Genomic DNA, 24,524 nt, shown 5'->3' on the forward strand with positions numbered 1-24,524 from the left:
TTACATCGTGATGAGAGGGCCGTTTAAAGTAGGCGACCGCATACAAGTAGGGAGTTTTAACGGTGATGTGGTAGAGATCAATTTCCTGGATACAACATTATGGGAATTCTCGGGCAATTTAATGACAAGCGATCTCCCCAGCGGCCGATTGATCAGATTCCCTAACAGCCTTATATTTCAAAACCAGGTATATAATTATTCCTGGCAGAAATTCCCTTTAGTATGGAACGAGATATCATTCTATATAACCTACAAGAGCGATATGGACTGGGTTGAAAATGAGATCCGACAGATTTGCTTATCCCATCTGGATGCTAAAACTAAAGATCATATTCAAGATATGCGGGACCAGATCTCAGAAACGCCTGTAGAGGGCATCGAGATAAAAGAATTTCCTTTTATAAATTTTCGTATCCACGAAAATAATTGGGTGGAGGTTGTACTTATATATATTGTAGATCCAAAGTTGTCATCCCAGACAAGAAGCGATATTGTTAAGGCTGTTATACCGGCGCTTCTTAAAGAACCTGCAAAAGTTTCTTTTGCACCTGAAGGAAGTTAACACGCTAAAGATCGATCTTGACTGGCAAAGCCCCGCAACTAACTATTTTCAGGTAACGAAAATCCAAATGTACTGCCCTCGCCTATCGCGCTGCTCACCCAAATCCTTCCGTTTTGGGCTTCTATAAAGTCTCTGGAGATGGCAAGCCCAAGACCTGTGCCTGTTTTGTTTTGACCATCTGCAGGTACCTGGAAATAACGGTCGAATAACTGTTTCTGATACTGCTCGTCTATGCCCTTGCCGTGATCAGTAACTGTAAATTCTATCGCACCCGCATTCTCTTTTAGATGTATATCAATAGCAGAACCGGCTGCGCTGTAACGCAGCGCGTTCGAAAGAAAGTTAACCATAACCCATGCAGATTTCTCTACATCAGCCTGTATCAACGGCAATTGATCTACTTTGGTAAAATTGATCTTTACATTCTTTTGCTCTGCTTGGAACGCAATAGATTTTAATGCATAGTCTACGATCTTTGCAGGCTCGACATTTGTAAAATTTAGCTGGATGTTGCCGGTTTCTACCTGCGAGAGGTCTAACAGTTCGCTGGTAATTTTTAACAACCTGGCATTGTCTTCTGCTATATGATCTATCAATTGCTGCTGTTCTGCATTAATTTCCCCTATGCGTTTATCCTGCAATAGTTTAAGGCTCATCTTAACGGAGGATATCGGTGTTTTTAATTCATGCGATATGGTAGCGATGAAATTGGTCTTGGCAACGTCTAGCTCTTTAAATTCAGTTACGTTTCGTAAAACGTAAACCACTCCGGCAGAGCGGCCGGCAACACGCACGGTTTCTGTAGGTTTGGTATCGAGATTTGGCACCGTTATTTCGCGGCTTTCTAACTGGAAAAAGTTCTCTTTGCCGTTTACAACAATCTTAAGCGGCTTAATTTCCGACTGACGTGAAAGCACGCGTTTTAATAAGTCGCTGTTTTTTGCAAGATCTTCCACATTACTACCCGCGGCTATATCATTAGGCAGGTTAAGCAATTTGCGTGCGGTGTCATTTATAAAAAGAAGTTCGTGCTTTTCATTTATACCGATTATGGCATCCTGCATTTGTTCTACAATAGTTTCGATGCGGCGCTTTTCTGATAGGATAGTGGCCAGGTTACTGTTCTCCCAATCGTTCAATTTAGCTGCCATGTTGTTAAAAGCCGAGGCCAGTTCGCCAAACTCATCTGTGCGATTAAAATTAATACGCTGGCTATAGTTCTTTTGGCTTATCTCGCGGATACCCTCTAGCAACGTGCGCAAAGGCGAGGCAACAATGTCCGGGAAGTTTATGATGAAACTAAACAGAATGAGGAACATAAAGCCCGCTACAAAACTTAATAGTATAGTAGCGCTTCGTACAGACTTCCTTGAATGATCATCTTTTTTAATGATGGCTTGCATATTCAATGTTTCAATGGCCCTCAATTGCTGACGTATTTTACGTTCCAAGCCAAATTTCTCGGCGTCACTCATTGAGGTTGATGTCAGCGCTGTAAAAGCATCGGTTAGTTGGGCAGTGGCCTCGCCTTCGCCTTTTTCTGTAACGTTATGCTGCTGTTTATTTAACTCTATACCAAATGCCTTTGCCTGATCGGTGCTTAACGGAAGAGAGTGCTCATCCAAAATGGCGCGCATATTCTTTGTATAGTTGAGCGTCTCATAGTTATTCTTGAGTATGGCAGTCGCATTTGATGCGATCTCTTGAATGTAGTACATCGCTGTGGCGCCAAATACCAGCACCACAACAAACAAAAAGGCAAAGCCCAGGCGCAATTTATTTCTAATCTTCATGACAGTATTACTAGGTCGGTTTCTGTAGCGGCTAAACTTTTAAGCAGTTGGTTAAAAACTGTGGTACGCAAAATAACCTGAAAAAGGTTTAGATGCGGTTTGCCGATGCAAATGGTAGTGATCTCTTTTTCTCGGGCTACGTTCATTATGGTTTGGGTGACATTATCACTTGGTATACGCATCACTTCGGCGCCCAGCTCAACCGCGAGTTTTAAATTGTTAATCAAATGGCGCTGCTTATCCAGCTTAATACGGTCGGAACTCTCCGACGGAATTTGCGCATAAAGCACCGTCCATGGCGAGCGATAATACGAAGCCAGCCGGGCAGTTTTGCGAATCACCACCTTTGCAGTTTCGGCGTTAGATGATATACAGGCCAGGAACCGTTCCGGCCTAAGTTTGATCTGCTTTGGTACTTCAATATCAATCTTACGTTCTACATGGTGGGCAACCTCTTTGAGTGCCAGTTCGCGTAGCTGCAATATCTTATCGTTCTGGAAAAAATTCTGCAATGCCCGCTCAATCTTCGATTTATCATAGATCTTGCCTTCGCGCAACCTGGCGATCAATTCATCAGCAGTAAGGTCAATGTTTACTATTTCGTCTGCTATCTCTAAAAGTTTGTCCGGGATGCGTTCCGTTATTTTTATCCCGGTTATTTCTTCCGCCTCCTCATTCAGGCTTTCTAAATGTTGTACGTTAACGGCAGTAATTACACTGATGCCAGCATTTAAAATATCCAGTACGTCCTGCCAGCGTTTAGCATTTTTACTTCCTTCAATATTACTGTGCGCAAGTTCATCTACAATAACTACTTCGGGATGGCGTATTAAAATGGTTTGCAAATCCATCTCATCCAATTCTTTGCCTTTATAAAAAGTTTTCCTGCGTTCAATAACAGGCAGGCCGTTTAAAAGTGCGTGTGTTTCTGCCCGGTTATGCGTCTCTATATACCCTATCTGGATATTAATTCCATTCTTAAGCAAGGCATGCGCTTCCTGCAACATCCTGTACGACTTACCTACACCCGCGCTCATGCCAATGTAAACCTTAAGCTTACCGCGCCGCGATTTCTTTAAAAGCTCAATAAAGCTCTTAACCTCGTCATTAGTATGTACGGTGTGCGGCGCCATTATTTAAAATGATACTGCAAAGCTTGCGGTGATCAACGGGCTTGTATTTACCGGCCGTCCATCACGCAAAAACACGTTGTCTTTACTATCGTAAATTTTCCCCTCCAGGCGGATGAGCGCGTTAGCTACCGGCGCATAGTCTATATTGAGCGAATAACCGGTTGTTTTAAAGCCGTTTGGTGTAGATGTGGTGATGAATACGCCGTTTGCGTCGTGATAGTATTCAACCCTTGCCGCTGCCCACCATTGCGATGCAAATTGATATCGGCCTACCAAAACAGGCGACAGTACGTGATAATAACTGTTACTATTCTTAACTTTTTGCTGAATGCCGTAATCGAATCCTGCTGTAAGGCCAAATTTATCAGTTAGCTGAAATATGCCGTAGAAGTTGTTGTAGAAACGGCGTACACCAATCGAATCCGCATTTTCAGATCCAAGGTAGTTGCTGTAATTTAACGTGATCTTTGGTGATGGCGTGTAATAAATTTCTAATCCGCCCGCTGGTCTGTTGTTGCCATTAATGCGCGAAATACGCTGCCAGCCGTTAAGGTACAACCCTGTTAAAGCCAGTTTGCCATCGGCGGTGGTGTAGGTCAGTTTTGCACCTGATTCATAGTACGGTGTATTATCAGACATGATATTCCGTGTCAATGTCCAGCAGTTTTTAGAAATGGCGCTTTCATAACCAATGTGCGAGGCAAAGATGCCCGCGTCTAACCAAAGGTTTGCCGTTTTGCTAAGCTTGACACCTGCATTGGCTTCAAAAATGTTTTTTAGCACCCCCGGCTCCGACGCCAGGTTAGCGTTGGCATATGTACCTGCCATTATAGCCAAATTTGCGCGCACTTTGCCATCGTCATAGCCGGCTTTAATAAATGCCAGGTTTAGGTTTACCTCATTAGTACGGTTGTGCGAGTATACAAAACCCGGACGGTTATGATCTGCAGGATGGTTAAAATCGTAACCGTAGTATATTTCCGCATAGCCGCTAATGGTAAGCGGATTTTTAGTTTTGGTTGTATCCTGCGCTTTTACAGCCAGGCAAGTAAGCAAGCATAAGCCTGCAATTAAAGTTTTCATTGTTTTATGTTGGTGCACAACGGTTTAGAACCGCCGTACGTTTGTTCTTGTTTCGGGTTATGTTATTACTTCTTAAGCTGATCGAGGGCTACGTTAAGCTTCAACACATTCACCTTTGCAGGTCCTAATAGCCCTAATGCAGGTTTATCTGTGTGGCTGTCTACCAATTGTGTTACCTGCTCAATGGTTAAACCGCGTACTTTGGCCACTCGTTGGATCTGGATCTTAGCCCCCTCCGGAGAAATATCGGGATCTAAACCACTACCCGATGCTGTTACCATATCTGCGGGAATATCGCCCCTTTTTAAATATGGGTGGTATTTCAAGAGTGTATCTATGCGGTTACTTACTTCTTTAAGGTAGTCGGGATTGCTTGGCCCTTTATTAGATCCGGCAGAACCAGCAGCGTTATAATTTACAGCCGATGGCCTGCTCCAAAAGTATCGCGGCTTATCAAACTTCTGCCCAAGGTTGGCGTAGCCCACCACTTTGCCGTTTAGGCTTATGGTTTCGCCGCTGCTTTGCCCCGGTGCCAGTTTGCCTGCAAAGGTGATAGTTAGCGGATATATGATGCATAACAGTATGGTTAGAACAACTGTAAGGCGAATGGATTGAATTATGTATGGTTTCATGATTTTGTTAAACTGCAAATGAGACAATAAGATCGATTAATTTAATGCCGATGAATGGCGCTACAACGCCGCCGACGCCATAGATGAGCAAGTTGCGGCGCAGTAAAGCACTGGCGCCTATTGGTTTGTATTCTACGCCTTTAAGCGCTAACGGTATAAGCATAGGGATGATGATGGCATTGAATATCACAGCTGAAAGTATAGCCGACTCGGGGCTGTGCAGACGCATAATGTTGATGCCCTGTAAAGCGGGAATAGAAGCTATAAACAAGGCCGGCACTATAGCAAAATATTTGGCTACGTCATTCGCGATAGAGAAAGTGGTAAGCGTACCGCGGGTGATAAGCAACTGTTTTCCTATTTCTACTATCTCAATCAATTTGGTAGGGTCGTTATCCAGGTCTACCATGTTGCCCGCCTCTTTTGCCGCCTGGGTACCGCTGTTCATGGCCACGCCAACATCTGCCTGGGCAAGTGCAGGCGCGTCATTGGTACCATCACCCATCATGGCTACCAGTTTGCCGCTGTTTTGTTCGGCTTTTATGTAGTTCATTTTATCTTCGGGGCGGGCTTCGGCAATAAAATCATCTACTCCGGCTTTTTCTGCAATGTATTTGGCCGTGAGCGGATTATCGCCGGTAACCATAACAGTTTTAACACCCATTTTGCGCAGGCGGTCAAACCTTTCGGCGATGCCGGGTTTGATGATATCCTGCAGTTCTATAACACCAAGGATACTTTCGTTTTGTGAAACGATAAGCGGCGTGCCACCATTTGACGAAATCGTCTTTACGCGTTCTTCAACTTCGGGTAGAAGCTTGTTACCTGCATTTTCAGCGATTTTTTTTATCGCGTCGAAGGCACCTTTGCGTATGCGCAAACCATCCGGCGTATCGATACCACTCGACCGGGTCTCCGCAGTAAATTTTACAAATTCCAAGCCCCCTCCCGAACCCTCCCCAAATGGAAGGGACTTGTATTTTTCGATAAGCGCATTTATATCATAATTGGCACCCTCACCTTCGGAGTGGGATGGGGTGAGGCTTAATTCGATGATCGATTTACCCTCGGGCGTTTCATCGGCCAGGGAAGATAACACTGCCGCCTTTACCAGATCGCCAGGGCTGACATTTGGCGCAGGCCAAAACTGAGTCGCTTTACGGTTACCGATGGTGATAGTGCCCGTTTTGTCCAGCAGCAACACATCTATATCGCCGGCTGTCTCAACAGCCTTACCGCTTTTGGTAATTACGTTTGCACGCAAAGCCCTATCCATCCCTGCTATACCAATTGCACTAAGCAACCCACCGATAGTTGTGGGTATGAGGCAAACAAACAGCGAAATAAGCGCGGCCACGGTAATAGGTGTGTTCGCATAATCTGCAAATGGCTTTAGGGTTACACAAACAATAATGAAGATGATGGTAAAGCTGGCCAGCAAAATTGTCAAAGCTATTTCGTTAGGTGTTTTTTGACGTGAAGCACCCTCTACCAATGCGATCATTTTATCTAAAAAGCTTTCGCCGGGCTCGGTAGTTACTTTTACGATGATCCGGTCAGATAATACTTTTGTTCCGCCGGTTACTGACGATTTATCGCCGCCCGCTTCGCGGATCACAGGTGCGGATTCGCCGGTAATAGCCGACTCATCTATCGTAGCTAAACCTTCGGTGATCTCGCCATCTGTAGGGATAGTGTCGCCTGTTTCGCACACAAAATAATCGCCTTTGCGCAGTTCGCTCGATGATTTGCTTATGATGTTTCCGTTGGCATCCAGTGCTTTGGCTGGTGTTTCTTCGCGGGTTTTGCGCAGGCTATCTGCCTGGGCTTTGCCACGAGCTTCGGCTATCGCTTCGGCAAAGTTGGCGAAGAGCAGCGTAAGTAACAGTACGATCATGATGCTTAGGTTGTAAGCAAAAGACCCCTGGCCCGGATGCGTTGCGCTGTATATAGTTACATAGATCATTATCGCAGTGCCTACCTCCACGGTAAACATTACCGGATTGCGTAGCATTACCCGCGGATCAAGCTTTATGAATGATTCCTTTAACGCGGTTTGCACCAGCGCCGGTTCAAATAATTTATTGGATTGTTTCATTTTGATTTTTTTAAGATCGCCCCACCTAAATCCTCCCCGAAGGGAGGACTTTAGAGGCCCTATTTCATTGAAAAATATTCGGCTATAGGCCCTAACACTAAAGCAGGAAAATATGACAAGGCGTTAAGCACCAGGATAACGGCAAACGTCATCATGCCAAAGGTCACCGTATCTGTTTGCAGTGTACCCGCAGATATTGGGATAAATTTCTTTTTAGCCAGTAAGCCCGCGATCGCTACAGGGCCAATGATCGGCAGATAACGACCAAGGATGAGTATAAAGCCGGTAGTAACATTCCACCAAACATTATTATCGCCCAGCCCTTCAAAACCCGAACCGTTGTTAGCGTTAGCCGAAGTGTACTCGTACAACATCTCAGAAAAGCCATGGAAGCCCGGGTTGTTTAACCACGCCGATGGCTTGACTGCCCACGTCTCGCCGATATGGTTACTAAATACGAACGCGGCTAATGCTGTACCTGCCATAATTAAAAACGGACTTAGCAGCGAGATGAGCGCGGCGATCTTTATTTCGCGGGCTTCTACTTTATGACCTAAAAACTCGGGCGTGCGGCCCACCATCAAACCGGAGATAAATACCGCGATGATGAGGTAAACAAAGTAATTGAGTATGCCTACGCCACATCCGCCAAAGAAACCGTTGATCATCATCGCAAGCAGCTGCCATAAGCCTGTAAGCGGCATACTGCTGTCATGCATCCCGTTTACAGAACCTGTAGAAATTACAGTGGTTATAGTGCTCCAATAAGCCGTTGCGGGCACCCCGATACGTACCTCTTTACCTTCCATGGCACCGGCTGCCTGGCTGATGCCCATTTTGGCGATAGCAGGGTTGCCGCCTAGTTCGCTGGTAAAGGTTGGGATCATCAGCATAAGCGTGCCAACCATCATGACGCCAAAAATTACCCACCCCATTTTTTTCTTGCGGATGTAATAACCAAAGGCCAGGATCATGGCAATAGGTACAATGAACTGGGCAACGATCTCGGTAACGTTGGTAATGTAGTTCGGGTTCTCGAGCGGGTGGGCAGAGTTGGTGCCAAACCAGCCGCCACCATTTGTACCCAAGTGCTTAATCGCGATCATCTGCGCTGCCGGTCCGCGTGATACATTTACCGTGTCGCCCTGTAGCGAAATAAATTTGTCTTTGCCGGCGTAACTGCTTGGGGTGCCGTTAAAAGCGAGTATCAGCGCAACAATTATTGACAAAGGCAATAGTAAGCGGGTGATAGACTTTACAAACACATTCCAAAAGTTGCCCAGGTCGTCCGTAGTCTTATCACGAAAGGCCTTGAATACAGCAACCGCGCATGCGATACCGGTCGCGGCACTCACAAAATGCAGAAACATAAAAATGAAATGCTGCGTAAGGTAAGTGGCGCCGCTCTCGCCGCTATAATGCTGCAGGTTGCAGTTTACCACAAAGCTGATGATGGTATTAAATGCCAGGTCGGGTGTTTGTCCTGCATTGCCATCGGGGTTTAATGGCAGCTTGTCCTGGTATACCAGTACAAAAAACCCATAAACCAGCCATAAGATGTTTATGGTCATCATGGCTTTCAAGAACTGCTTCCAGTTCATTGGTGTATTTGGGTTGATGCCGCCTAATTTGAAGATCAATCGCTCAAATGGCTTTAGAAAGTCGGTCCATACTTTGTCGCCGGAAAACATCTTAGCCAGGTACTTACCCAGCGGAATAGCGATGATAAGCGTAATAACGAACGAGGCGATAACGCCATAAAATTCGGTGTTCATGATAAGTGTCTAAAAGTTTTCGGGTTTAAGCAGCACGTATACCATGTAAAGAAATACGGCTACAGAAATGATAAATAATGCAAGCATGGCTATCAGATTTTTTCGAACCAGTTAATGGATTTAAAGATGAACCAGCAGCTAATGAGGAGTGCTGCAAAGAGTAACAGGATATTCATATCATTAAGATTTGAATCCCTGATGCCAAATGTGATGCCTTATTTGGTTTGTAGTTATTAAGTTATTGTTTACCAGATACTTAAAAGAAATAGACGCGACAGAAACAACAATAACACCCTACCAAAATGAAAGGGTTTTGCCAAAACGAAAAGGAGAGTTTAGAAAAGGAAGTTAGTTTTCGAGGCGAAATTCCTCTATTTTCCTGTAAAGTGTGGTGAGGCCAATACCCAGCAGCCGGGCGGCTTCGGTCTTGTTGCCTTTAGTGTATTTTAGCACATTGCTGATGTGCTGCTTCTCTACCGAACTGAGCTCGAAGAAGCCTGTTCCCGCTGCTTGCTGACTGTTAAATTCAAATGGCAGCAAATCAGTAGTAAGCGTGTCGCCGGTGGCGATGATCACCGCACGTTCTATCATATTTTTCAACTCGCGGATATTACCACGCCAGTTATGGCCCTTGAGCATAGTTATAAACGCATCGTCCATGCCCGTGATGTGCTTGCCGGCCTTTAAAGCATACTCGCGCAGGTAATAATTTGCCAGCAGCGGTATATCTTCAATACGGTGGTTTAGCGATGGCAGATCGATTGTGAAAATAGACAAACGGTAAAACAAGTCGCGCCGAAAGGTGCCCTTTTCAATAGCATCCTCGAGGTTACGGTTGGTGGCCGCTACTACCCGGATGTTTACTTTCTGCGTTTTAGTTTGGCCTAATCTGATAAACTCGCCGGCTTCCAAGACCCGCAGCAGTTTTGCCTGCAGGTCTATATTCATTTCGCCTATCTCATCCAGGAAAAGCGTACCGCCGTCGGCTTCTTCTATCAGGCCTTTTTTATCTTTCGCGGCGCCGGTAAAAGCGCCGGCCTTGTAGCCGAACAATTCGCTTTCCAGCAACTCTGCGCTGAAGGCGCTGCAATTAAGCGCAACAAAATTTTGGTTGCTGCGCTTGCTGCTATAATGTATCGCTTGCGCGAACACTTCTTTACCTGTACCGGTTTCGCCAAGAAGCAGAACGGTGGTATCTGTTGCCGCTACCTTCTGCGCCAGGTCTTTGGCTTGCTGCAGCAACTTCGAGGTGCCTAAAATTGCATCGAAGCTGTACCGCCTATTTAGTTTTTGTTCAAGGTCTGAAACCCGCTTCTGCAACGCGGCTCTGTCGACCGCTTTGCTCACCAGCGGAATGATGCGGTCATTATCATCACCTTTGGTAATATAGTCGAACGCGCCGTTTTTAATAGCGGTAACACCGTCTGCTATGGTACCGTAAGCGGTAAGGCAGATCACCTCGATGTGCGGCTTCAACGCTTTGAGCCTAGCAACCAGTTCTACACCGTTTGCGTCGGGCAGTTTAACATCACTAAGCACTACCAGTATATTTTCGCGCTCCAATATCTTGATCCCATCGCGAGCAGTGGCCGCGTGGAAGACGCCGTAACCCTCAAGCTCCAATATGCGGGAAAGCAAGCCGGCAAGTTTTACTTCGTCATCAATTATGAGAATTTGCGCATCCACCGCGACAAATGTAGTATTTCGTAGAAATAAAAAACTTGGGTATGCGTGCGTCGTGACTGAAAATTATTATCTATCGTCTTTATAAGACATTAAAGAAAATACGACTAATAGAACAAAAACTACAGACTCTAAAATACCGAAAATGCGTGACACCGTCGGATTAAAATATTTTTTAAAAACTATGGAAACAATAAGAATAAGTAACCCTATTAAGATTAAGACATTTCTTGGTTGCTTGTAAGATTGCATCACATTATGACTGAATTAATTAATGATAACTTCAGATAAAGATAGTCCTGTCCAATTACAACCAATGTATAACAAAAATCTTTAACGCCAGGTGGACGCAATTCATTTATAGATTTGAACGTATTTAATATTTTGGCGCCTCGCGTAGCATTCCTTCATTTTGTTTTCCCGTTGACAGCAATTTGCCAGTGTAACACCTGAAACACTTGTGTGACACTTTTTAAGAAAAAAAGGCAAATCTGAAACACTGACACGATCATGCATTCTTGATAATCAACTTTTTAGGACGCTGACAAAATCAAGTCAGATACTAGAAAGTCAGTATTCTAGGGAAAAGTGTCACATGTGACACTTTTGGTATCAAACATAAAAAAGCCTCCAACTTTCGCCGGAGGCTTTGTAGCCCGTAGGGGAATCGAACCCCTGTTAATAAATTATGATAAACTTTCTTATAACAGTGATTTTTTACTAATCAATAGCCCGGATTTTGTGTCAGTTGGGTATTTAAACCCACTTCGGCTTGAGGTAGCGGGTATAGCAACCTAAAATCTGTCACTACACGGCCACTTGTTGGCAAATAGCTAAACTGCGTTTTCAGTTTAGCGCCGTAGGCATTCAGCACATTTATAGCTGTCCCGGTGCGCACCAGGTCATGCCAGCGTTTGTTTTCAAAAGCAAGTTCTACCCGGCGCTCGTGTAAAATCACGTCGCGTAATGCGGCTTGGCCCGTCGCAGTAGTCGCAGCCAGACCCGCACGGTTACGTACCGCGTTTAGTGCCAATAGTGGCGACTTGCCTTGCTCATTCTGCGCTTCAGCTAATAATAATAGAGCCTCTGAGTAGCGGTAAATAGGAAAATCGTCTGCAGAACCTGTTACGGCAGTTAACGGCGAATGCAGATATTTCTTTATGTACGGCACAGCCACTTTACCCGCCGGTGGGGTTGTGTATCCTACCACGCTTTTGACAGCCGAATAGGTAAACAGATCACTGGCATTGTAAGCACCCTCAGCAATGCCTATAGAAGCATCAAGACGCTTGTCGCCGCTCTCGTAAGTGCTAATAAGGTCGGGGCTTGGCGTATTCAGGCCCCCGGTTGCGCTATTGTTTATAGCGATGCCTGTAAGTAACGCCGTACTGGTGCTGCGTGGTAAAAAATAAAAAGGAAGCGGGTTAGGTGTGGCCCCGGTAACGGTACCATCCAGATACTGTACCTCAAATATAGATTCCCTGCCGTTTTTGTTGGCCGGCAAAAAGGCATCAGCATAATTAGGCGTCAGGCTGTAACCCATACCTGAAAGTGTATTGAGTAATGTTTCAGCATCGGCCCATCTTTTCTGCGTAACGTAAACATCGGCAAGTAAAGTAGTAGCGGCGCCCTTAGTAGCCTCGCCTGTTTGCGGAAATTTCGAAGGGGCAGCAAGTTCGCTTATCGCATCAGTAGCATCTGCTACAATCTGCTTATACACGTCGTCTGCAGATGAGCGCGGTAAAAAAGCATCAGAAGGTGTTTTTACTTCGTTCAGAAACAATGGCACCCCGCCAAATAAGCGCACCAGTTTAAAGTAGTTAAGCGCACGTAAAAACTTTGCCTGGCCGTCATAGTTTGCTGCAGACGCAGCCGGAACTGCTGTCGCCGTTTTTAATCGTGAGATAACAATGTTTGCTCTTGAAATACCTTGGTACAGGTACTGCCATTCAGAGGCGACGTATGAGTTTGTTGACGCATCCAAAAAATCTGAGAGGTTCTCACGAAATACATAAGCCGTACCGCGGTCGCTCAATTTAGATTGGTAAAAGCTGTTATCAGAACGCATTTCTGACAACAGGAAGTCGTTGTTCAAAACATCTCTAAGGGGTGCATAGGTAGCCGTAACCGCTTGCTTAAATTGCCCGTCTGTTTGGTAATAGTTGGCATCTGTGTATGATGATTCGGGTGCCAATTCTATAAAGCTCTTTTTACAAGACACTGCCGTAATTAAGAGTGCTATAACTATGGTATATATCTTTTTCATTGTAGTATTTCTTATTTAATTGTTGCTGACAAGCCTATTGAAAATGTTCTTGGCACCGGGTAAGCATTTTCATCTATCCCAATACCCAGCGTCGGATCTTGTCCGGCGAAATTGATCTCGGGGTTCATGCCGGTATAGCCGGTAAATACAAAGGCTTGTTGTACAGAACCGTAGAACCTAATGCTTTTGAAACCGTAAGCATGTTTAAGGTCAACCGTGTAGCCAAGCGATATATTCTTTATGGCGAAGTAAGAGCCATTTTCTACCCACTGGCTGTTTACCTGGCGGCCCATGGCTGTAGTTCCTGTTTTGGTGCGCGGATAGATGCCCGAACCCGGATTCTCTATAGACCTCCAACGGTCTGCAGCTGCTGCCAACGGCACACGTGAACCATCAAGGTTGGTTTGGTAAGCCCATTTAGCGGCATTAAGTATCTTTCCGCCAACAGAGAACGAGGTGTGCAGGCTAAGGTCGAACTTTTTGAAGCTGAAATAGTTGGTAAATCCACCTGTAAATGAAGGGGTTGGGTCGCCTATGAATGTACGGTCATTAACGTCATCAATAACACCGTCGCCATTGATGTCTTTAACTTTTATGGTACCTATATCAGAGTTGCCATTAGGATTGGTAGCTGTTGCAAGGTATTTCGGCGAATTGGCCAGGTCAGCCGCGTCTTTATACAATCCCTGAAAAACAAAGCCGTAAAACTCACCAAGGTGATGGCCAACCTGCTGGCGGTAGTAGTCTGAAGATACGGTATTGTTTCTACGGATGTAGCCCGGATCTACCAGATTTTTGATAATGTTTCTGTCGACAGAGATATTCAATGAACTATTCCACTTAAAGTCCTTATTTACAATATTTACTGTGTTTAACGTGAACTCATGGCCCCAGAATTCTAACTTGCCAACGTTATCCAATATCGAGCTAAAGCCTGACGAGGTTGGCAATGGCCGGGTCTGGATCAGGTGGTCAGATATTTTGTGATAGTAGTCGTAAGTAAATGTAATGCGGTTCTTCAAGAGCGTCAGATCAAAACCTGCATCAAATTGTAAACTACGTTCCCACTGCAGATTAGCGTTACCCAGGTTGCTGATGGTTGTGCCTTGGGTAATAGTACCATTGTAGTTGTAATAGTAATTAGCAGTAGTAGACTGTGCGGCATAGTTACTTGCCGACGGGAAGAAATTATTACCTGTTACACCATAGCTTGCACGGACTTTAAACAAGTCGATCAAACTCAATTTTTCCATGAACTTCTCATCGCTTACCACCCAGCCTGCAGATACAGAAGGGAATGTACCATAGCGCTGGTTAGCGCCAAAACGCGAAGAACCGTCATTCCTTATAGCGCCTTGAAGCAGGTATTTACCTTTGTAATCGTAGTTGATACGGCCAATGGCAGATAATAAAGAATAAGAAGTATATGAACTATTACCGGTAACACTGGTTGCAGCGGTTAAATACTGAATGTCATCATTCGGAAAACCTAAGCCCGTTAACGTGTTAGAGTTTTGAGTGAACTTTTGAAGAGAATAGCCTCCCAGGACGGCCAGATGGTGATTACCTATAGTCTTGTTGTAATCAAGGTTGGCCTCCGCGGTATAAGAACCATTGTCTACAGAACTGCTGGTGCCTGTCGGGTTATTAACTGTTGAGCTTACTACGCCCGATTGATAATACTGGCGGGTCTCGTTACCTTTATCAACACCTCCATTCAATTTCAATTGCAAGCCCGAGAGGAACTCGTAGTTAAAATAAGCATTACCCAAGATACGGGTTGTCTTGTAATCATCATTGGTTAGGTTGAACTGCGCCAGCGGATTAATGTAAGCCACCATGCCCGGGGAATATGTATCGCGCTGATAACTTCCATCTGCATTATATGGCGATTTTAACGGACTTGCTTCAAATATCCTTTCAAAAAGACCGCCAACCCCATCTGTACTCAGGCGGTTATTGTGATCCAGGCGATAGCTTGGTGCAAAGTTTACGCCCACTTTTATTTTATTATTTGCTAAGATCAGGTCTTTATTGAACCTGCCCGAAAAAAGCCTTGTGCCTGTGTTGATCAAAACGCCTTGCTGCTCCTGGTAACCTATAATGGCTGTAGACGATGATTTCTCCGTTGCTGACTGAATAGTCAGATCATAATTCTGAATAGGTGCTGTGCGGGTTAGCAATTTATACCAATTGGTCCCTTCGCCGTACTGTGCCGGGTTTAGGTATTCTGTTGGTGTTGCTGTAGCAGGGTTCTCATAAGTGCGGATATCTGCATAGCGCTCATTCATAAACTGCGCGTACTCCTGCGCGTTCATCACCCTGGGCACTTTATTGCCCGGTATTTTTTGTACGCCGTAATTGGCGTTAAACTCTATTTTATTGTCACCAGGCTTTGCATGGCGGGTTGTGATGAGCACTACCCCATTAGCTGCTCTTGAACCATAAAGAGCGGTTGCAGATGCGTCTTTTAGCACGGTAAAACTCTCTATCTCATCCGGATTGATGTTGTTGATACTACCTGTAATGGGCAAACCGTCGATCACGAACAACGGCTGGTTATCAGCAAAGAACGATGCCGCGCCACGGATACGAAAGTCAACGCCGCGACCAGGCTGGCCACTGCTTTGTACCACAGATACGCCCGCTATTTTACCCTCTAATTGCTGGGCGAATTGCTGGACAGGCATATCTTGTAACGGTGCCGCATCTATCTGCGCTACAGCACCGGTGATCTCGCGGCGGCGTTGTTTACCGTAGCTAATGTTTACTTCCTGCAGCTGGTTACCTTCACCGGCACCCATTTGCACATCTAAGGTTGTTTCTTTACCTGCGGCGACAACTACTCCCGGAAACTCCTTTTTAGCGTAACCTATAAATGTTACTACCACCGTGTAAGTTCCCGGCGCTATGCGGATATTGTAATGCCCTGTGCCGTCAACTACAGCGCCGGTACCTGAGCCGGGTACGGTAACAGATGCACCGGGCAAAGCGCCTGTATTGTCTGACACCAGGCCGCGGATGGTGCCACTTTGTTGCGCATGCACAGCAACAGACAAAATAAGCAAGGCTGCGACAAGCGCGACACGCTTAAAAAACGAAAATAAGAAGTACAGTTTTTTCATAAAGTGAATTAAAAACCACGTGTAAATGTGAATTAACCTATGCCTGAATGAGCGGGGTTGCTCTTAAAGGCACAGGTAGCAACAAGGTTACTGTTACCGCGAGCAAAAGTGGGCTTATGATGTTCGGACGGGCTTAATAATTTGTTAAGGTTTTGTAGCCATTAGTTAACATTTGTGTTACAATAAGTATATATGTAGAACATTATTTTATCCTTTATTAATCCATGGTTAACGTATCGAATCATAGTTTTGCCCGCGACACCAACAAATCAATCCTTCTATCTGATGAAAAAAATTCTTCTTTTAATATTATCCGTATCAGTTCTGCAAAGCAGCAGGGCTCAGGGCCTATATAATCAAAAAGCGGCGGACACATTGTCGACCGTTGGAACGGCTGCTGTTGTGCAGCCGGGCGACTTTAGTATAGCCGTTATCCCCGATTCGCAATACTATCTGGCACAGGCGCAACTAGGTGGCAATTTCGATATGCTAAAAGCACAGATAGATTGGATAACAAAGAATCAGAAAAAAGAAAATATAGCATACGTTGCCCAAATGGGCGATATCACAGAACACGGCGACAACCCCGCCACCGCCCGTTCTGAATGGTACCTGGCGCAAAAAGCTTATTATAAATTAGAAAGCCCGGTAAGCATACCGTACGGTATGGCTGTTGGTAACCATGATCAATACCCGTCGCAATACCCTGTTAAAGGGACAACAAATGGTTACAACAAATATTTTGGCGTGAGCCATTTTGAAGGACGGCCTTATTATGGCGGACACTACGGTAATAATAATGATAGCCATTATGATCTGTTTAGCGCTGGCGGTAAAGACTTTATAGTAGTGTTTTTAGAGTATGACCAGTTTAACGAAGATCAGGACAACATGTATAACTGGGCCAATGGAATACTTAAAAAATATGCGGATAGGAAAGGCATTGTGGTAAGCCATTCTATCATGCACTTTAACCCTGTGGCAGGATCAAATACCCCACAGGGAGAATTTGATTTACAGGGTAAAGCCATATATGCGCATTTGAAAGATTGCCCAAATCTTTTTATGATGCTTTGCGGGCACGTTGGCGATAACGGTGAAGGATATCGCACAGATACCTTTGATGGGCATACCGTTAAAACGTTTTTGAGTGACTACCAAAGTCGCGCTAATGGCGGGCATGGTTTAATGCGTCTGTACAAATTCTCTGTTAAAAAGAACGAGTTAAGTGTGAGGACATTTTCGCCTTATACAAATGAGGAAGAGACCGACGGCGACAGCAAATTTACTGTCTCTTTATTCAATTAGTATACAGAGAGAAGTACTATCTCCGTTCATCAAAAATACAATCCATTTATTCCAAGCTTAACAGTTCAGACGCAGTTTAAGGGTAACTATCGGGACGAACCCTAATTCAAGAATGAAAATCTCCAAATAAGATAAGCCTTCAACTTTCGCTGCAGGCCTTGTAGCCCGTAGGGTTCCCGATAGCTATCGGGACGAACCCAGTTTAAAGAATGAAAATCTGCAAATAAAAAAAGCCTCCAACTTTCGTGGAGGCTTCGTAGCCCGTAGGGGTCCCGATAGCTATCGGGACGAACCCTGTTGAAGAATGAAAATCTTCAAATAAAAAAAGCCTCCAACTTTCATTGGAGGCTTCGTAGCCCGTAGGGGAATCGAACCCCTGTTTGAAGAATGAAAATCTCCTGTCCTAACCCCTAGACGAACGGGCCAAATCATTTTTTGGAGTTGCAAAGATATGTTTTTGATGATTACTTCAAAAATCTAATTTCAATTTTTTTGCAGGGCCTTTATAACCTGCTTTATACCACCCAGATAGTATCTAAAAACCAACCACGGCTGTCGTAGAAATCTGTTACCGAGGTGAAGTTTGCCTTTGTTGCCATCTCCTTTACTTCATCAACACTGTACTTTTGCGACACTTCCATATAGATCAGTTCGTTCTTGGCAAAACTTATTGACTCGTCGCAGATATTTACCTGCTGCTCTACCAGGCTAAATAAATAGCTCCGGCACGAACCTGTTTCGGGATCGTAAATAGGGTAATGCTCAAACTTAGGCAGATCGAAGTCGGCGCCCAACTCCCTGTTAATCCGGGTCAACAGGTTTAAATTAAACTGCTTGGTAATACCTTGGCTGTCGTTGTATGCGGCTAAAATTACTTTAGGGTTCTTCTTCAGGTCGAACCCGATAAAAACCATATCCCCCGACGAAAGGTGCGCATGCAGCAGCTTGCAAAAGAAATCAGCATCACTCACCGGCATGTTACCAATATTTGAGCCTAAAAACAAAACCACATTTCGCTTGCCATTGGCAGAGGCAGCTTTCTTCAGCATATTGAAATACTCACCCGGGAAACCTTCAATCTGCAAAGAAGGCAATGCTTTTGGCAAGGTGTCTTCCAGCTGTGAGATTACATTCGGCGAAATATCGATAGGCATGTAGGTAAAATCTGTACCGCTGTTTAGTAATTCGCGCAACAGGTTAACAGATTTGGTAGCATCGCCTGCGCCAAGCTCAATAAGGTTAAAGGGCGAGCCATCACCTTTTAAAACCTCTGCTATATCGGCTGTCTGGCGTGTAAATATCTCCATCTCACATTCAGTCGGATAATATTCATCGCAGGCCATGATCTGCTGAAATAGCTTGTCGCCGGCAGTATCATAAAAATACTTGCTGTCCAGGTGCTTTGGCATAGCTGTCAGTCCTGCAAGTACGTCGTCGCAAAACTGCTGGTTGGCGCTTTTAGATTGTTCCGGTATCGTCTGGGTAGATGTGTGGTCCATTATAGTTTTACTTAGCTAAGCGTATGCCGTTAAACAGCCACCGCGAGCTGGCATGAAAGAAGTTTCGGTAAGTTGGGCGGCTATGATTTGGTGGGGTACCTTCAGATGCCCCGCGAAGTACCTTCTGGTTCACCATAAATTTGCCATTGTACTCGCCGAGGGCGCCCGGAGCTTTGGCAAATCCGGGGTAAGGCAGGTAAGAACTCTCTGTCCATTCCCAGCTTTTGCCCCATTTAAATTTATTAGCAGCAACCTCCCATTCAAATTCTGTTGGTAAGCGCAGGCCTTTCCATGAGGCATAGGCATAAGCCTCATAGTAACTTACATGCATAACAGGTTCATCCAGATCAATGGGTTCCAGACCGCGCAGGGTGTAGTTGTACCATTGACCATCGATATTGTGCCAGTACAAAGGCGAAGCTATGGCATTGGTTTTAACCCAGTCCCAGGCTTCGGCGTGCCAATAGCGGAAGTCGAGGTAACCGCCGGCTTCAATAAATTCAAGGAATTCGCCATTGGTTACCTGGTTATGGCTGATCTGATAATCGTTAAGATAAACTTTATGGCGGTTCAGTTCATTGTCAAAACAAAAACCTTCGCCTGCAAAACCTACTTCATAAATCCCTTCGGGGATTGAAATGAACGTATCGCTTCCAGACTTTTCAATCTTTAACGATTTATAATTAGCATCATAAGCCGGGAATAGCGGATTATGGCCAAGGATATATTTAATGTCGTAATACAAAAGCTCCTGGTGCTGCTCCTCGTGGTTGAAGCCTAAAACCATCAGCTCATTTAGTTCGGGCGAGATATCTCCGCACAAGAAACGGTACATGGCTTCGTCTACATAAGCGCGGTACTTGTAAACGTCTTGCACTGTGGGGCGGCTTAAATTGCCGCGGTCTGTGCGGATCACCCGTGCACCTACAGTTTCGTAATAGCTGTTGAAGACATAATTGTAATCGGGATCAAAATCCTGATAGCCCATAAAATAAGGCTTCAGAATAAAGGTTTCGAAAAACCAGGTGGTGTGTCCCAGGTGCCATTTGGGCGGACTTACATCAACTATAGGCTGAACTACGTAATCTTCTACCTGCAGCGGGCTGCATATAAGTTCGCTGCGCCGACGAACTTGTTTATAACGGTCGCTTAAAGTCATTTTAGTTGCGGGTATCCAAATATCGTTTCAAATCAGAAATTGTTTTGATCTTTAAAGCATCTGCCTGTTTTTGACGCATCATTAACGCGTAGGCGTTGTTAAAACCAATAGGTTTAAGCCAAAGTAAACCATAACGTTCAATAAATTGGCTTTTAACATAGTTATAAGTTTGGTCGCGGTTGTGCGATACGCTGTCGACGGTTTTCTTATCCGGGTTCAGCATCACCAGCAAAGCGGTGCCGGTATATTCCGGATACAAATCTATCTGGTTATTGGTCAAAGCGTCAAAGCATATTTTGGTCCCGCCTAATCCTGTTTTGGTAGACACTTTATAATTGGTGTTACCTTTAATAAGCATGCTGTACATTTCGGCAAGGATGTATTGTTCACCAAATATTTTTGAACCGATGCGAACCACATCGCCTGTACCATTCCGGGCAGGTTTGTAAAGTTGTTTGGTTTTCAGAAAATCTTCAGCCACCTTTTGCGGGCTTTGATGCAAATAATCCGTGCGATAGTTCAGCTCCGTCATCACGGAATCGTTTATCAGTCCCGACAGCAAATTGAGCGTCTTCTCTAACTCCGGAAAGCGCTTTAACACGCCCTGCCGCACCACCGGTGCGCAATAATAAGGCGGAAAGATCGACTTATCATCTTTTAAAACAGTTAGTCCGTACGCTTTGAGGCGGCCGTCTGTAGAGTATCCGCTAATGACGTCTAATTCCTTCTGGTAAGCCGCTTTGTACATGATGGCATCACTTAGCACCAGGGTATGAATCTCCAAGCCGTATTTTTGCCTAAGGCCAAGGTCGCCGTCCTGCCGGCCCATAAACTCGGGCGTGAAGCCTGCCTTTAATTTCCCCGCGTACGCGGAAGGGAGGATATAGAAAAAAGACAAAAGGATAAGAATAACAGGAATTATTCTCACTGCAACCTTCAGCTTTCGCTCATTGAGTTTTTGGACTTGCGACAGCACCACATCAAAAAGTATAGCTAGCAGCGCTGCAGGTATAGCGCCCGCCAGGATCATGTTGGTGTTATTTAATGATATGCCGCCGAAGATGAACTCGCCTAATCCGCCTGCCGCTATCAGCGATGCCAAGGTAGCAACGCCGACATTGATCACTGCCGCTGTGCGGATGCCTGCCAATATCACCGGCATGGCTAGCGGCAATTCTACTTTTGTTAACATCTGCGCTTTGCTCATTCCCATAGCTGTAGCCGCTTCTTTAACAGAGGCATCAACACCTGTTATACCTGTAAAAGTGTTGCGGATTACAGGCAGTAAAGCATAAATCAATAATGCCGCGATAGCTGGTTTAGGGCCGATACCAAGTACGGGGATCATAAAACCCAATAACGCGATGCTTGGAATGGTTTGCAGTACGCCCGCAATACCAAGCACCAAGCCGGATAACTTTTGACGCCTGGCGATGAAAATGCCCAATGGCAACCCAATGATAATAGCCAACAATAGGGCGATGAATGTAAGCCCCACATGCTCCAGCGTTTGGGTACCAAGCTTGTCGCTTTCCTGCACCATAAATGCCCATAAAGATTGCTGACGCTCACTCATTGCAATGAAGGGTATCTAAATATTTAGGATGACTGCCATAACCCCTTTCAACAATGTATATCAAAAGCCTTCGATTAAAAAAATATCTTCCATTGTAGTAAAATCGAGCAAACCTATCGAAGCAGTATTTTTCTTTCTTATTCTCAAATTGCAGTTCGATGTTGCCACGAACATCGAAGGATTTTAAGTTTTTAATCGATTGTGAGTGCTTCAAAGTTGATTGACACTGAGAAAATTCTATGTTCGACTTCAATATTTTGATTTTCTTCTCACCTTGATTAAATAAATAGTCGAAATCGCTGCAGCTTACATCAGCGATTGTTTCCATATTAAGATCGACTAATGTTATAGTTACGTTGTTTATTAAATGCCCGTGGCTGCAATTACACAGCATTAATAAAGCTATTGAGAATATTAGAAAATATAATGCGCTTTTCATGACTAGGCTTTTTTGAATTTCTCGTAAGCAGCCATCACTTCTGCTAATTTGATATCATTTGCCTTCCGCTTTTGGTTTTCCAACACATTCCATATTGTGTCATTCCCCCTAAACCCCGCCACTTGTTGATTTAAATCTTGTAAACTGATAGTTTTGAATTCCAGCTGCATGCGTTGTGCATCTAAAAATCCCCGAACAAATTCATTCGCAGGGTTAAATAGTAATTCTTTCGGCGTGCCGATTTGGACAATCTTTCCTTTATCCATCAGGCAGATGCGGTCGGCCAGTTCAAAAGCCTCCTGTACATCGTGGGTAACCATTACAATGGTTTTTCGGGTCAGTTCATCAAGGGCTTTAAATTCGGCCTGGATCTTTGAACGGGTGATGTTATCCAGCGCGCCAAAAGGTTCGTCCATCAGCAAAACAGCTGGATCCGCAATCAGAGCACGGGCAAGACCGATCCTTTGCTGCTGACCACCACTTAGCTGGTTTGGATATTGATGAAGGCTGTCCTTCGGTAGATGTAACTTCTCTAACAACTCATGCGTGCGGTCTTTGATCTGCGTACCGGTCCACTTCAATAATTTTGGAACAACTGCGATGTTTTCGGCGATGGTGTAATGCGGAAACAAACCCGTGTTTTGCAATACGTAACCAATACCGCGCCTTAACACCTCGGGCGACTGATCGTTGATATTTTTGCCATCAAATAAAATCTCTCCGCTTGTTGGCTCTATCAGCCTGTTCAGCATCTTAAGCGTAGTGGTTTTACCGCATCCGCTAGTGCCTAACAATATGAGGTTTTCTTTATCCTTAACCTCAAACGAAATATCGTCTACAGCCTTTAATGTACCGTAATGTTTACTTAAGTGCTGTACAGTGATCATCTATTCTTCGAGGGTCATGAACAAATTATTCAGCGATTCTGAATACGTTGGATGGGCAAACACACAGTAGCGTATACGGTCGTAAGTAATGCCGCCCAACATGGCCATCTGCATTACAGACATAATTTCGCCGCCTTCTTCGCCTAAAATTGCCACACCTAAAATCTCCTTGGTTTTAGCATCAACAACCGCTTTCATTAAACCACGGGTCTCGCCAACTTCAACAGCCCGGGCCACGTGTTCCATCTGCAATTTAGCAACTTTTATATCATATCCCTGTTCCTGCGCTTCTTTCTCTGTAAGCCCTACCCTGCCCAGTTGCGGGTCTATAAACATACAATATGGTACCGGCCTGTCTTTAATATTTAGGTCTTCGCCCTTTATCAAATTGCGGTAAACAATGGTATAGTCGTTGTAAGCAATGTGCGTAAAAGCCGGGCCGCCTTTAACATCGCCCAACGCGTAGATACCTTTAACATTAGTCTCCAGCTTATCATTTACCTTAATGTAGCCTTTGTCATCCACTTCTACGCCTGTCTTGTCGAGGCCTAAAGACCGGGTTTGCGGCGCGCGGCCGGCGGCTACCAATATGTGGCTGCACTTAAGCTGAGTCTCATCTTTGCCCGCTATTAATTTAACAGTAAGGCCTTTCTGCCCTTTTTTAATCTTTTGCAATTTTACGCCGGTCAGGATATCTATCCCTTCTGCCAGTAATATCTCGCGCACCTCTTCGGCAAGGTCATCGTCTTCGCGGGCCATGATCCGTGCGCCCCTTTCAAGTATGGTGACCGAGCTGCCAAAACGTTTAAACATCTGGGCAAACTCCAATCCGATATAATTTCCACCGATCACCACCAGATGCTCCGGAATTTTTTCGAGATCGAGGATGGTAGTAGAGGTTAAATAGCCGCTGTCTTGCAATCCGTCAATATCAGGTATAACAGTTGCTGTTCCCGTATCTATAAAAAACTGATCGGCTGTGAAAGTTTCCTCCCCTCCTTCATTAAGTTTAACGGTGATGGTTTTTTTATCTGTAAAGCGTGCCTCGCCGAAAATAAGATCAAGATCCTTAGTTTTTTCTATAGCTTCTTGACTTCCGTTGCGGGCGTGTTCAACGATTTTATCTTTTCGCTTCTTTATTTCTTTCAGGTTTACCTTAAAACCCTTTATATCAACGCCTAAGTTGTTGCAGCGTGCGGCAAGGTATGCCAGCTTTGCCGAGGCGATCATGGTTTTGGTAGGCGTACAGCCGTCATTAATGCAGGTACCGCCTATCCATTTTTTTTCTATCAATGCAGTTTTTTTACCTGCGCCGGCTAATTTTTTTGACAATGGCGAACCGGCCTGACCAGCTCCTATCACTATCGCGTCGTAATGCTTCATCTAATAAATTGTAATGTTAAAAGGTGGATTAGCTAAAAATGTTTCAGGATCGGTCTTTGACCCGGGAATTGTAATCTGAAATTCACGAGATGAACATTTTTTAATCTTTAATTAAAACCACAA

The 24,524-nt window shown here is 44.8% G+C and carries 17 protein-coding genes and 1 tRNA gene; 2 read left to right on the forward strand and 16 right to left on the reverse strand.

What is annotated here, in order from left to right; all coding sequences use genetic code 11:
* The first annotated feature begins 10 nt into the window (after positions 1 to 10).
* A complete protein-coding gene (locus GO620_RS12405) occupies positions 11 to 562 on the forward strand; it encodes a mechanosensitive ion channel family protein (protein ID WP_157525673.1) in 552 nt (183 codons plus the stop codon).
* A gap of 38 nt (positions 563 to 600) precedes the next feature.
* Here GO620_RS12405 and GO620_RS12410 read toward each other — a convergent pair whose 3' ends face one another.
* The 10 genes from GO620_RS12410 to GO620_RS12455 all read right to left on the reverse strand — a co-directional run bounded on the left by GO620_RS12410 (position 601) and on the right by GO620_RS12455 (position 16,150).
* Positions 601 to 2,355, reverse strand: a complete 1,755-nt coding sequence (locus GO620_RS12410) for a HAMP domain-containing sensor histidine kinase (RefSeq protein WP_157525674.1) — start codon at positions 2,353 to 2,355, stop codon at positions 601 to 603.
* Positions 2,352 to 3,488 carry a sensor protein KdpD gene (locus GO620_RS12415; protein ID WP_157525675.1) on the reverse strand — a complete coding sequence of 379 codons (1,137 nt, stop codon included), beginning with the start codon at positions 3,486 to 3,488 and terminating at the stop codon, positions 2,352 to 2,354. The genes GO620_RS12410 and GO620_RS12415 overlap by 4 nt, the downstream gene beginning before the upstream one ends.
* Positions 3,489 to 3,491: 3 nt before the next feature.
* Positions 3,492 to 4,571: a porin gene (locus GO620_RS12420; protein ID WP_157525676.1), complete on the reverse strand. Its 1,080-nt coding sequence runs from the start codon at positions 4,569 to 4,571 to the stop codon at positions 3,492 to 3,494.
* Positions 4,572 to 4,636: 65 nt separating this feature from the next.
* Positions 4,637 to 5,203, reverse strand: a complete 567-nt coding sequence (locus tag GO620_RS12425) for a K(+)-transporting ATPase subunit C (protein ID WP_157525677.1) — start codon at positions 5,201 to 5,203, stop codon at positions 4,637 to 4,639.
* A 7-nt stretch (positions 5,204 to 5,210) separates the two neighbouring features.
* Positions 5,211 to 7,301: a potassium-transporting ATPase subunit KdpB gene (kdpB, locus tag GO620_RS12430; protein ID WP_157525678.1), complete on the reverse strand. Its 2,091-nt coding sequence runs from the start codon at positions 7,299 to 7,301 to the stop codon at positions 5,211 to 5,213.
* Between the two features lie 59 nt (positions 7,302 to 7,360).
* Entirely contained in the window at positions 7,361 to 9,076 is a 1,716-nt protein-coding gene (gene kdpA, locus GO620_RS12435; RefSeq protein WP_157525679.1) for a potassium-transporting ATPase subunit KdpA, read from the reverse strand.
* Positions 9,077 to 9,085: 9 nt separating this feature from the next.
* The gene (locus GO620_RS17500; protein ID WP_157525817.1) at positions 9,086 to 9,163 is read right to left on the reverse strand and encodes a potassium-transporting ATPase subunit F; all 78 of its coding nucleotides are present in this window, start codon (positions 9,161 to 9,163) and stop codon (positions 9,086 to 9,088) included.
* A gap of 261 nt (positions 9,164 to 9,424) precedes the next feature.
* Positions 9,425 to 10,762: a sigma-54-dependent transcriptional regulator gene (locus GO620_RS12445; RefSeq protein WP_200230011.1), complete on the reverse strand. Its 1,338-nt coding sequence runs from the start codon at positions 10,760 to 10,762 to the stop codon at positions 9,425 to 9,427.
* A gap of 721 nt (positions 10,763 to 11,483) precedes the next feature.
* The gene (locus GO620_RS12450) at positions 11,484 to 13,025 is read right to left on the reverse strand and encodes a RagB/SusD family nutrient uptake outer membrane protein (protein ID WP_157525680.1); all 1,542 of its coding nucleotides are present in this window, start codon (positions 13,023 to 13,025) and stop codon (positions 11,484 to 11,486) included.
* A gap of 11 nt (positions 13,026 to 13,036) precedes the next feature.
* On the reverse strand, positions 13,037 to 16,150 hold the full coding sequence (locus GO620_RS12455; RefSeq protein ID WP_157525681.1) for a SusC/RagA family TonB-linked outer membrane protein: 3,114 nt from the start codon (positions 16,148 to 16,150) through the stop codon (positions 13,037 to 13,039).
* A gap of 285 nt (positions 16,151 to 16,435) precedes the next feature.
* Between GO620_RS12455 and GO620_RS12460 the strand changes: the two genes are divergently transcribed.
* Positions 16,436 to 17,458, forward strand: coding sequence for a metallophosphoesterase (locus tag GO620_RS12460; RefSeq protein WP_157525682.1), 1,023 nt, complete (start codon positions 16,436 to 16,438; stop codon positions 17,456 to 17,458).
* 353 nt (positions 17,459 to 17,811) lie between these two features.
* Here the strand turns inward: GO620_RS12460 and GO620_RS12465 are convergent.
* The 6 genes from GO620_RS12465 to GO620_RS12490 all read right to left on the reverse strand — a co-directional run bounded on the left by GO620_RS12465 (position 17,812) and on the right by GO620_RS12490 (position 24,401).
* Positions 17,812 to 17,883, reverse strand: a tRNA-Glu gene (locus GO620_RS12465).
* 90 nt (positions 17,884 to 17,973) lie between these two features.
* Positions 17,974 to 18,957 (reverse strand): L-histidine N(alpha)-methyltransferase, encoded by a 984-nt coding sequence (locus GO620_RS12470; RefSeq protein WP_157525683.1) that lies wholly within the window; start codon positions 18,955 to 18,957, stop codon positions 17,974 to 17,976.
* 7 nt (positions 18,958 to 18,964) lie between these two features.
* Complete coding sequence (egtB, locus tag GO620_RS12475) at positions 18,965 to 20,116, reverse strand: ergothioneine biosynthesis protein EgtB (protein WP_157525684.1); 1,152 nt, start codon at positions 20,114 to 20,116, stop codon at positions 18,965 to 18,967.
* A gap of 1 nt (position 20,117) precedes the next feature.
* The gene (locus GO620_RS12480) at positions 20,118 to 21,692 is read right to left on the reverse strand and encodes an ABC transporter permease/substrate-binding protein (protein WP_157525685.1); all 1,575 of its coding nucleotides are present in this window, start codon (positions 21,690 to 21,692) and stop codon (positions 20,118 to 20,120) included.
* A gap of 441 nt (positions 21,693 to 22,133) precedes the next feature.
* Positions 22,134 to 23,018 carry an ABC transporter ATP-binding protein gene (locus GO620_RS12485; RefSeq protein WP_157525686.1) on the reverse strand — a complete coding sequence of 295 codons (885 nt, stop codon included), beginning with the start codon at positions 23,016 to 23,018 and terminating at the stop codon, positions 22,134 to 22,136.
* A complete protein-coding gene (locus GO620_RS12490) occupies positions 23,019 to 24,401 on the reverse strand; it encodes a mercuric reductase (RefSeq protein ID WP_157525687.1) in 1,383 nt (460 codons plus the stop codon).
* Positions 24,402 to 24,524 lie beyond the last annotated feature (123 nt).

The sequence above is a fragment of the Mucilaginibacter ginkgonis genome (genome assembly GCF_009754905.2).
Lineage (GTDB): Bacteria > Bacteroidota > Bacteroidia > Sphingobacteriales > Sphingobacteriaceae > Mucilaginibacter > Mucilaginibacter ginkgonis.

Coding starts and splice junctions, on each gene's coding strand:
- GO620_RS12405 (WP_157525673.1), top strand. CDS start 11: ATGAGAGGGCCGTTTAAAGTAGGCGACCGCATACAAGTAGGGAGTTTT.
- GO620_RS12410 (WP_157525674.1), bottom strand. CDS start 2,355: ATGAAGATTAGAAATAAATTGCGCCTGGGCTTTGCCTTTTTGTTTGTT.
- GO620_RS12415 (WP_157525675.1), bottom strand. CDS start 3,488: ATGGCGCCGCACACCGTACATACTAATGACGAGGTTAAGAGCTTTATT.
- GO620_RS12420 (WP_157525676.1), bottom strand. CDS start 4,571: ATGAAAACTTTAATTGCAGGCTTATGCTTGCTTACTTGCCTGGCTGTA.
- GO620_RS12425 (WP_157525677.1), bottom strand. CDS start 5,203: ATGAAACCATACATAATTCAATCCATTCGCCTTACAGTTGTTCTAACC.
- kdpB (WP_157525678.1), bottom strand. CDS start 7,301: ATGAAACAATCCAATAAATTATTTGAACCGGCGCTGGTGCAAACCGCG.
- kdpA (WP_157525679.1), bottom strand. CDS start 9,076: ATGAACACCGAATTTTATGGCGTTATCGCCTCGTTCGTTATTACGCTT.
- GO620_RS17500 (WP_157525817.1), bottom strand. CDS start 9,163: ATGCTTGCATTATTTATCATTTCTGTAGCCGTATTTCTTTACATGGTA.
- GO620_RS12450 (WP_157525680.1), bottom strand. CDS start 13,025: ATGAAAAAGATATATACCATAGTTATAGCACTCTTAATTACGGCAGTG.
- GO620_RS12455 (WP_157525681.1), bottom strand. CDS start 16,150: ATGAAAAAACTGTACTTCTTATTTTCGTTTTTTAAGCGTGTCGCGCTT.
- GO620_RS12460 (WP_157525682.1), top strand. CDS start 16,436: ATGAAAAAAATTCTTCTTTTAATATTATCCGTATCAGTTCTGCAAAGC.
- GO620_RS12470 (WP_157525683.1), bottom strand. CDS start 18,957: ATGGACCACACATCTACCCAGACGATACCGGAACAATCTAAAAGCGCC.
- egtB (WP_157525684.1), bottom strand. CDS start 20,116: ATGACTTTAAGCGACCGTTATAAACAAGTTCGTCGGCGCAGCGAACTT.
- GO620_RS12480 (WP_157525685.1), bottom strand. CDS start 21,692: ATGAGTGAGCGTCAGCAATCTTTATGGGCATTTATGGTGCAGGAAAGC.
- GO620_RS12485 (WP_157525686.1), bottom strand. CDS start 23,018: ATGATCACTGTACAGCACTTAAGTAAACATTACGGTACATTAAAGGCT.
- GO620_RS12490 (WP_157525687.1), bottom strand. CDS start 24,401: ATGAAGCATTACGACGCGATAGTGATAGGAGCTGGTCAGGCCGGTTCG.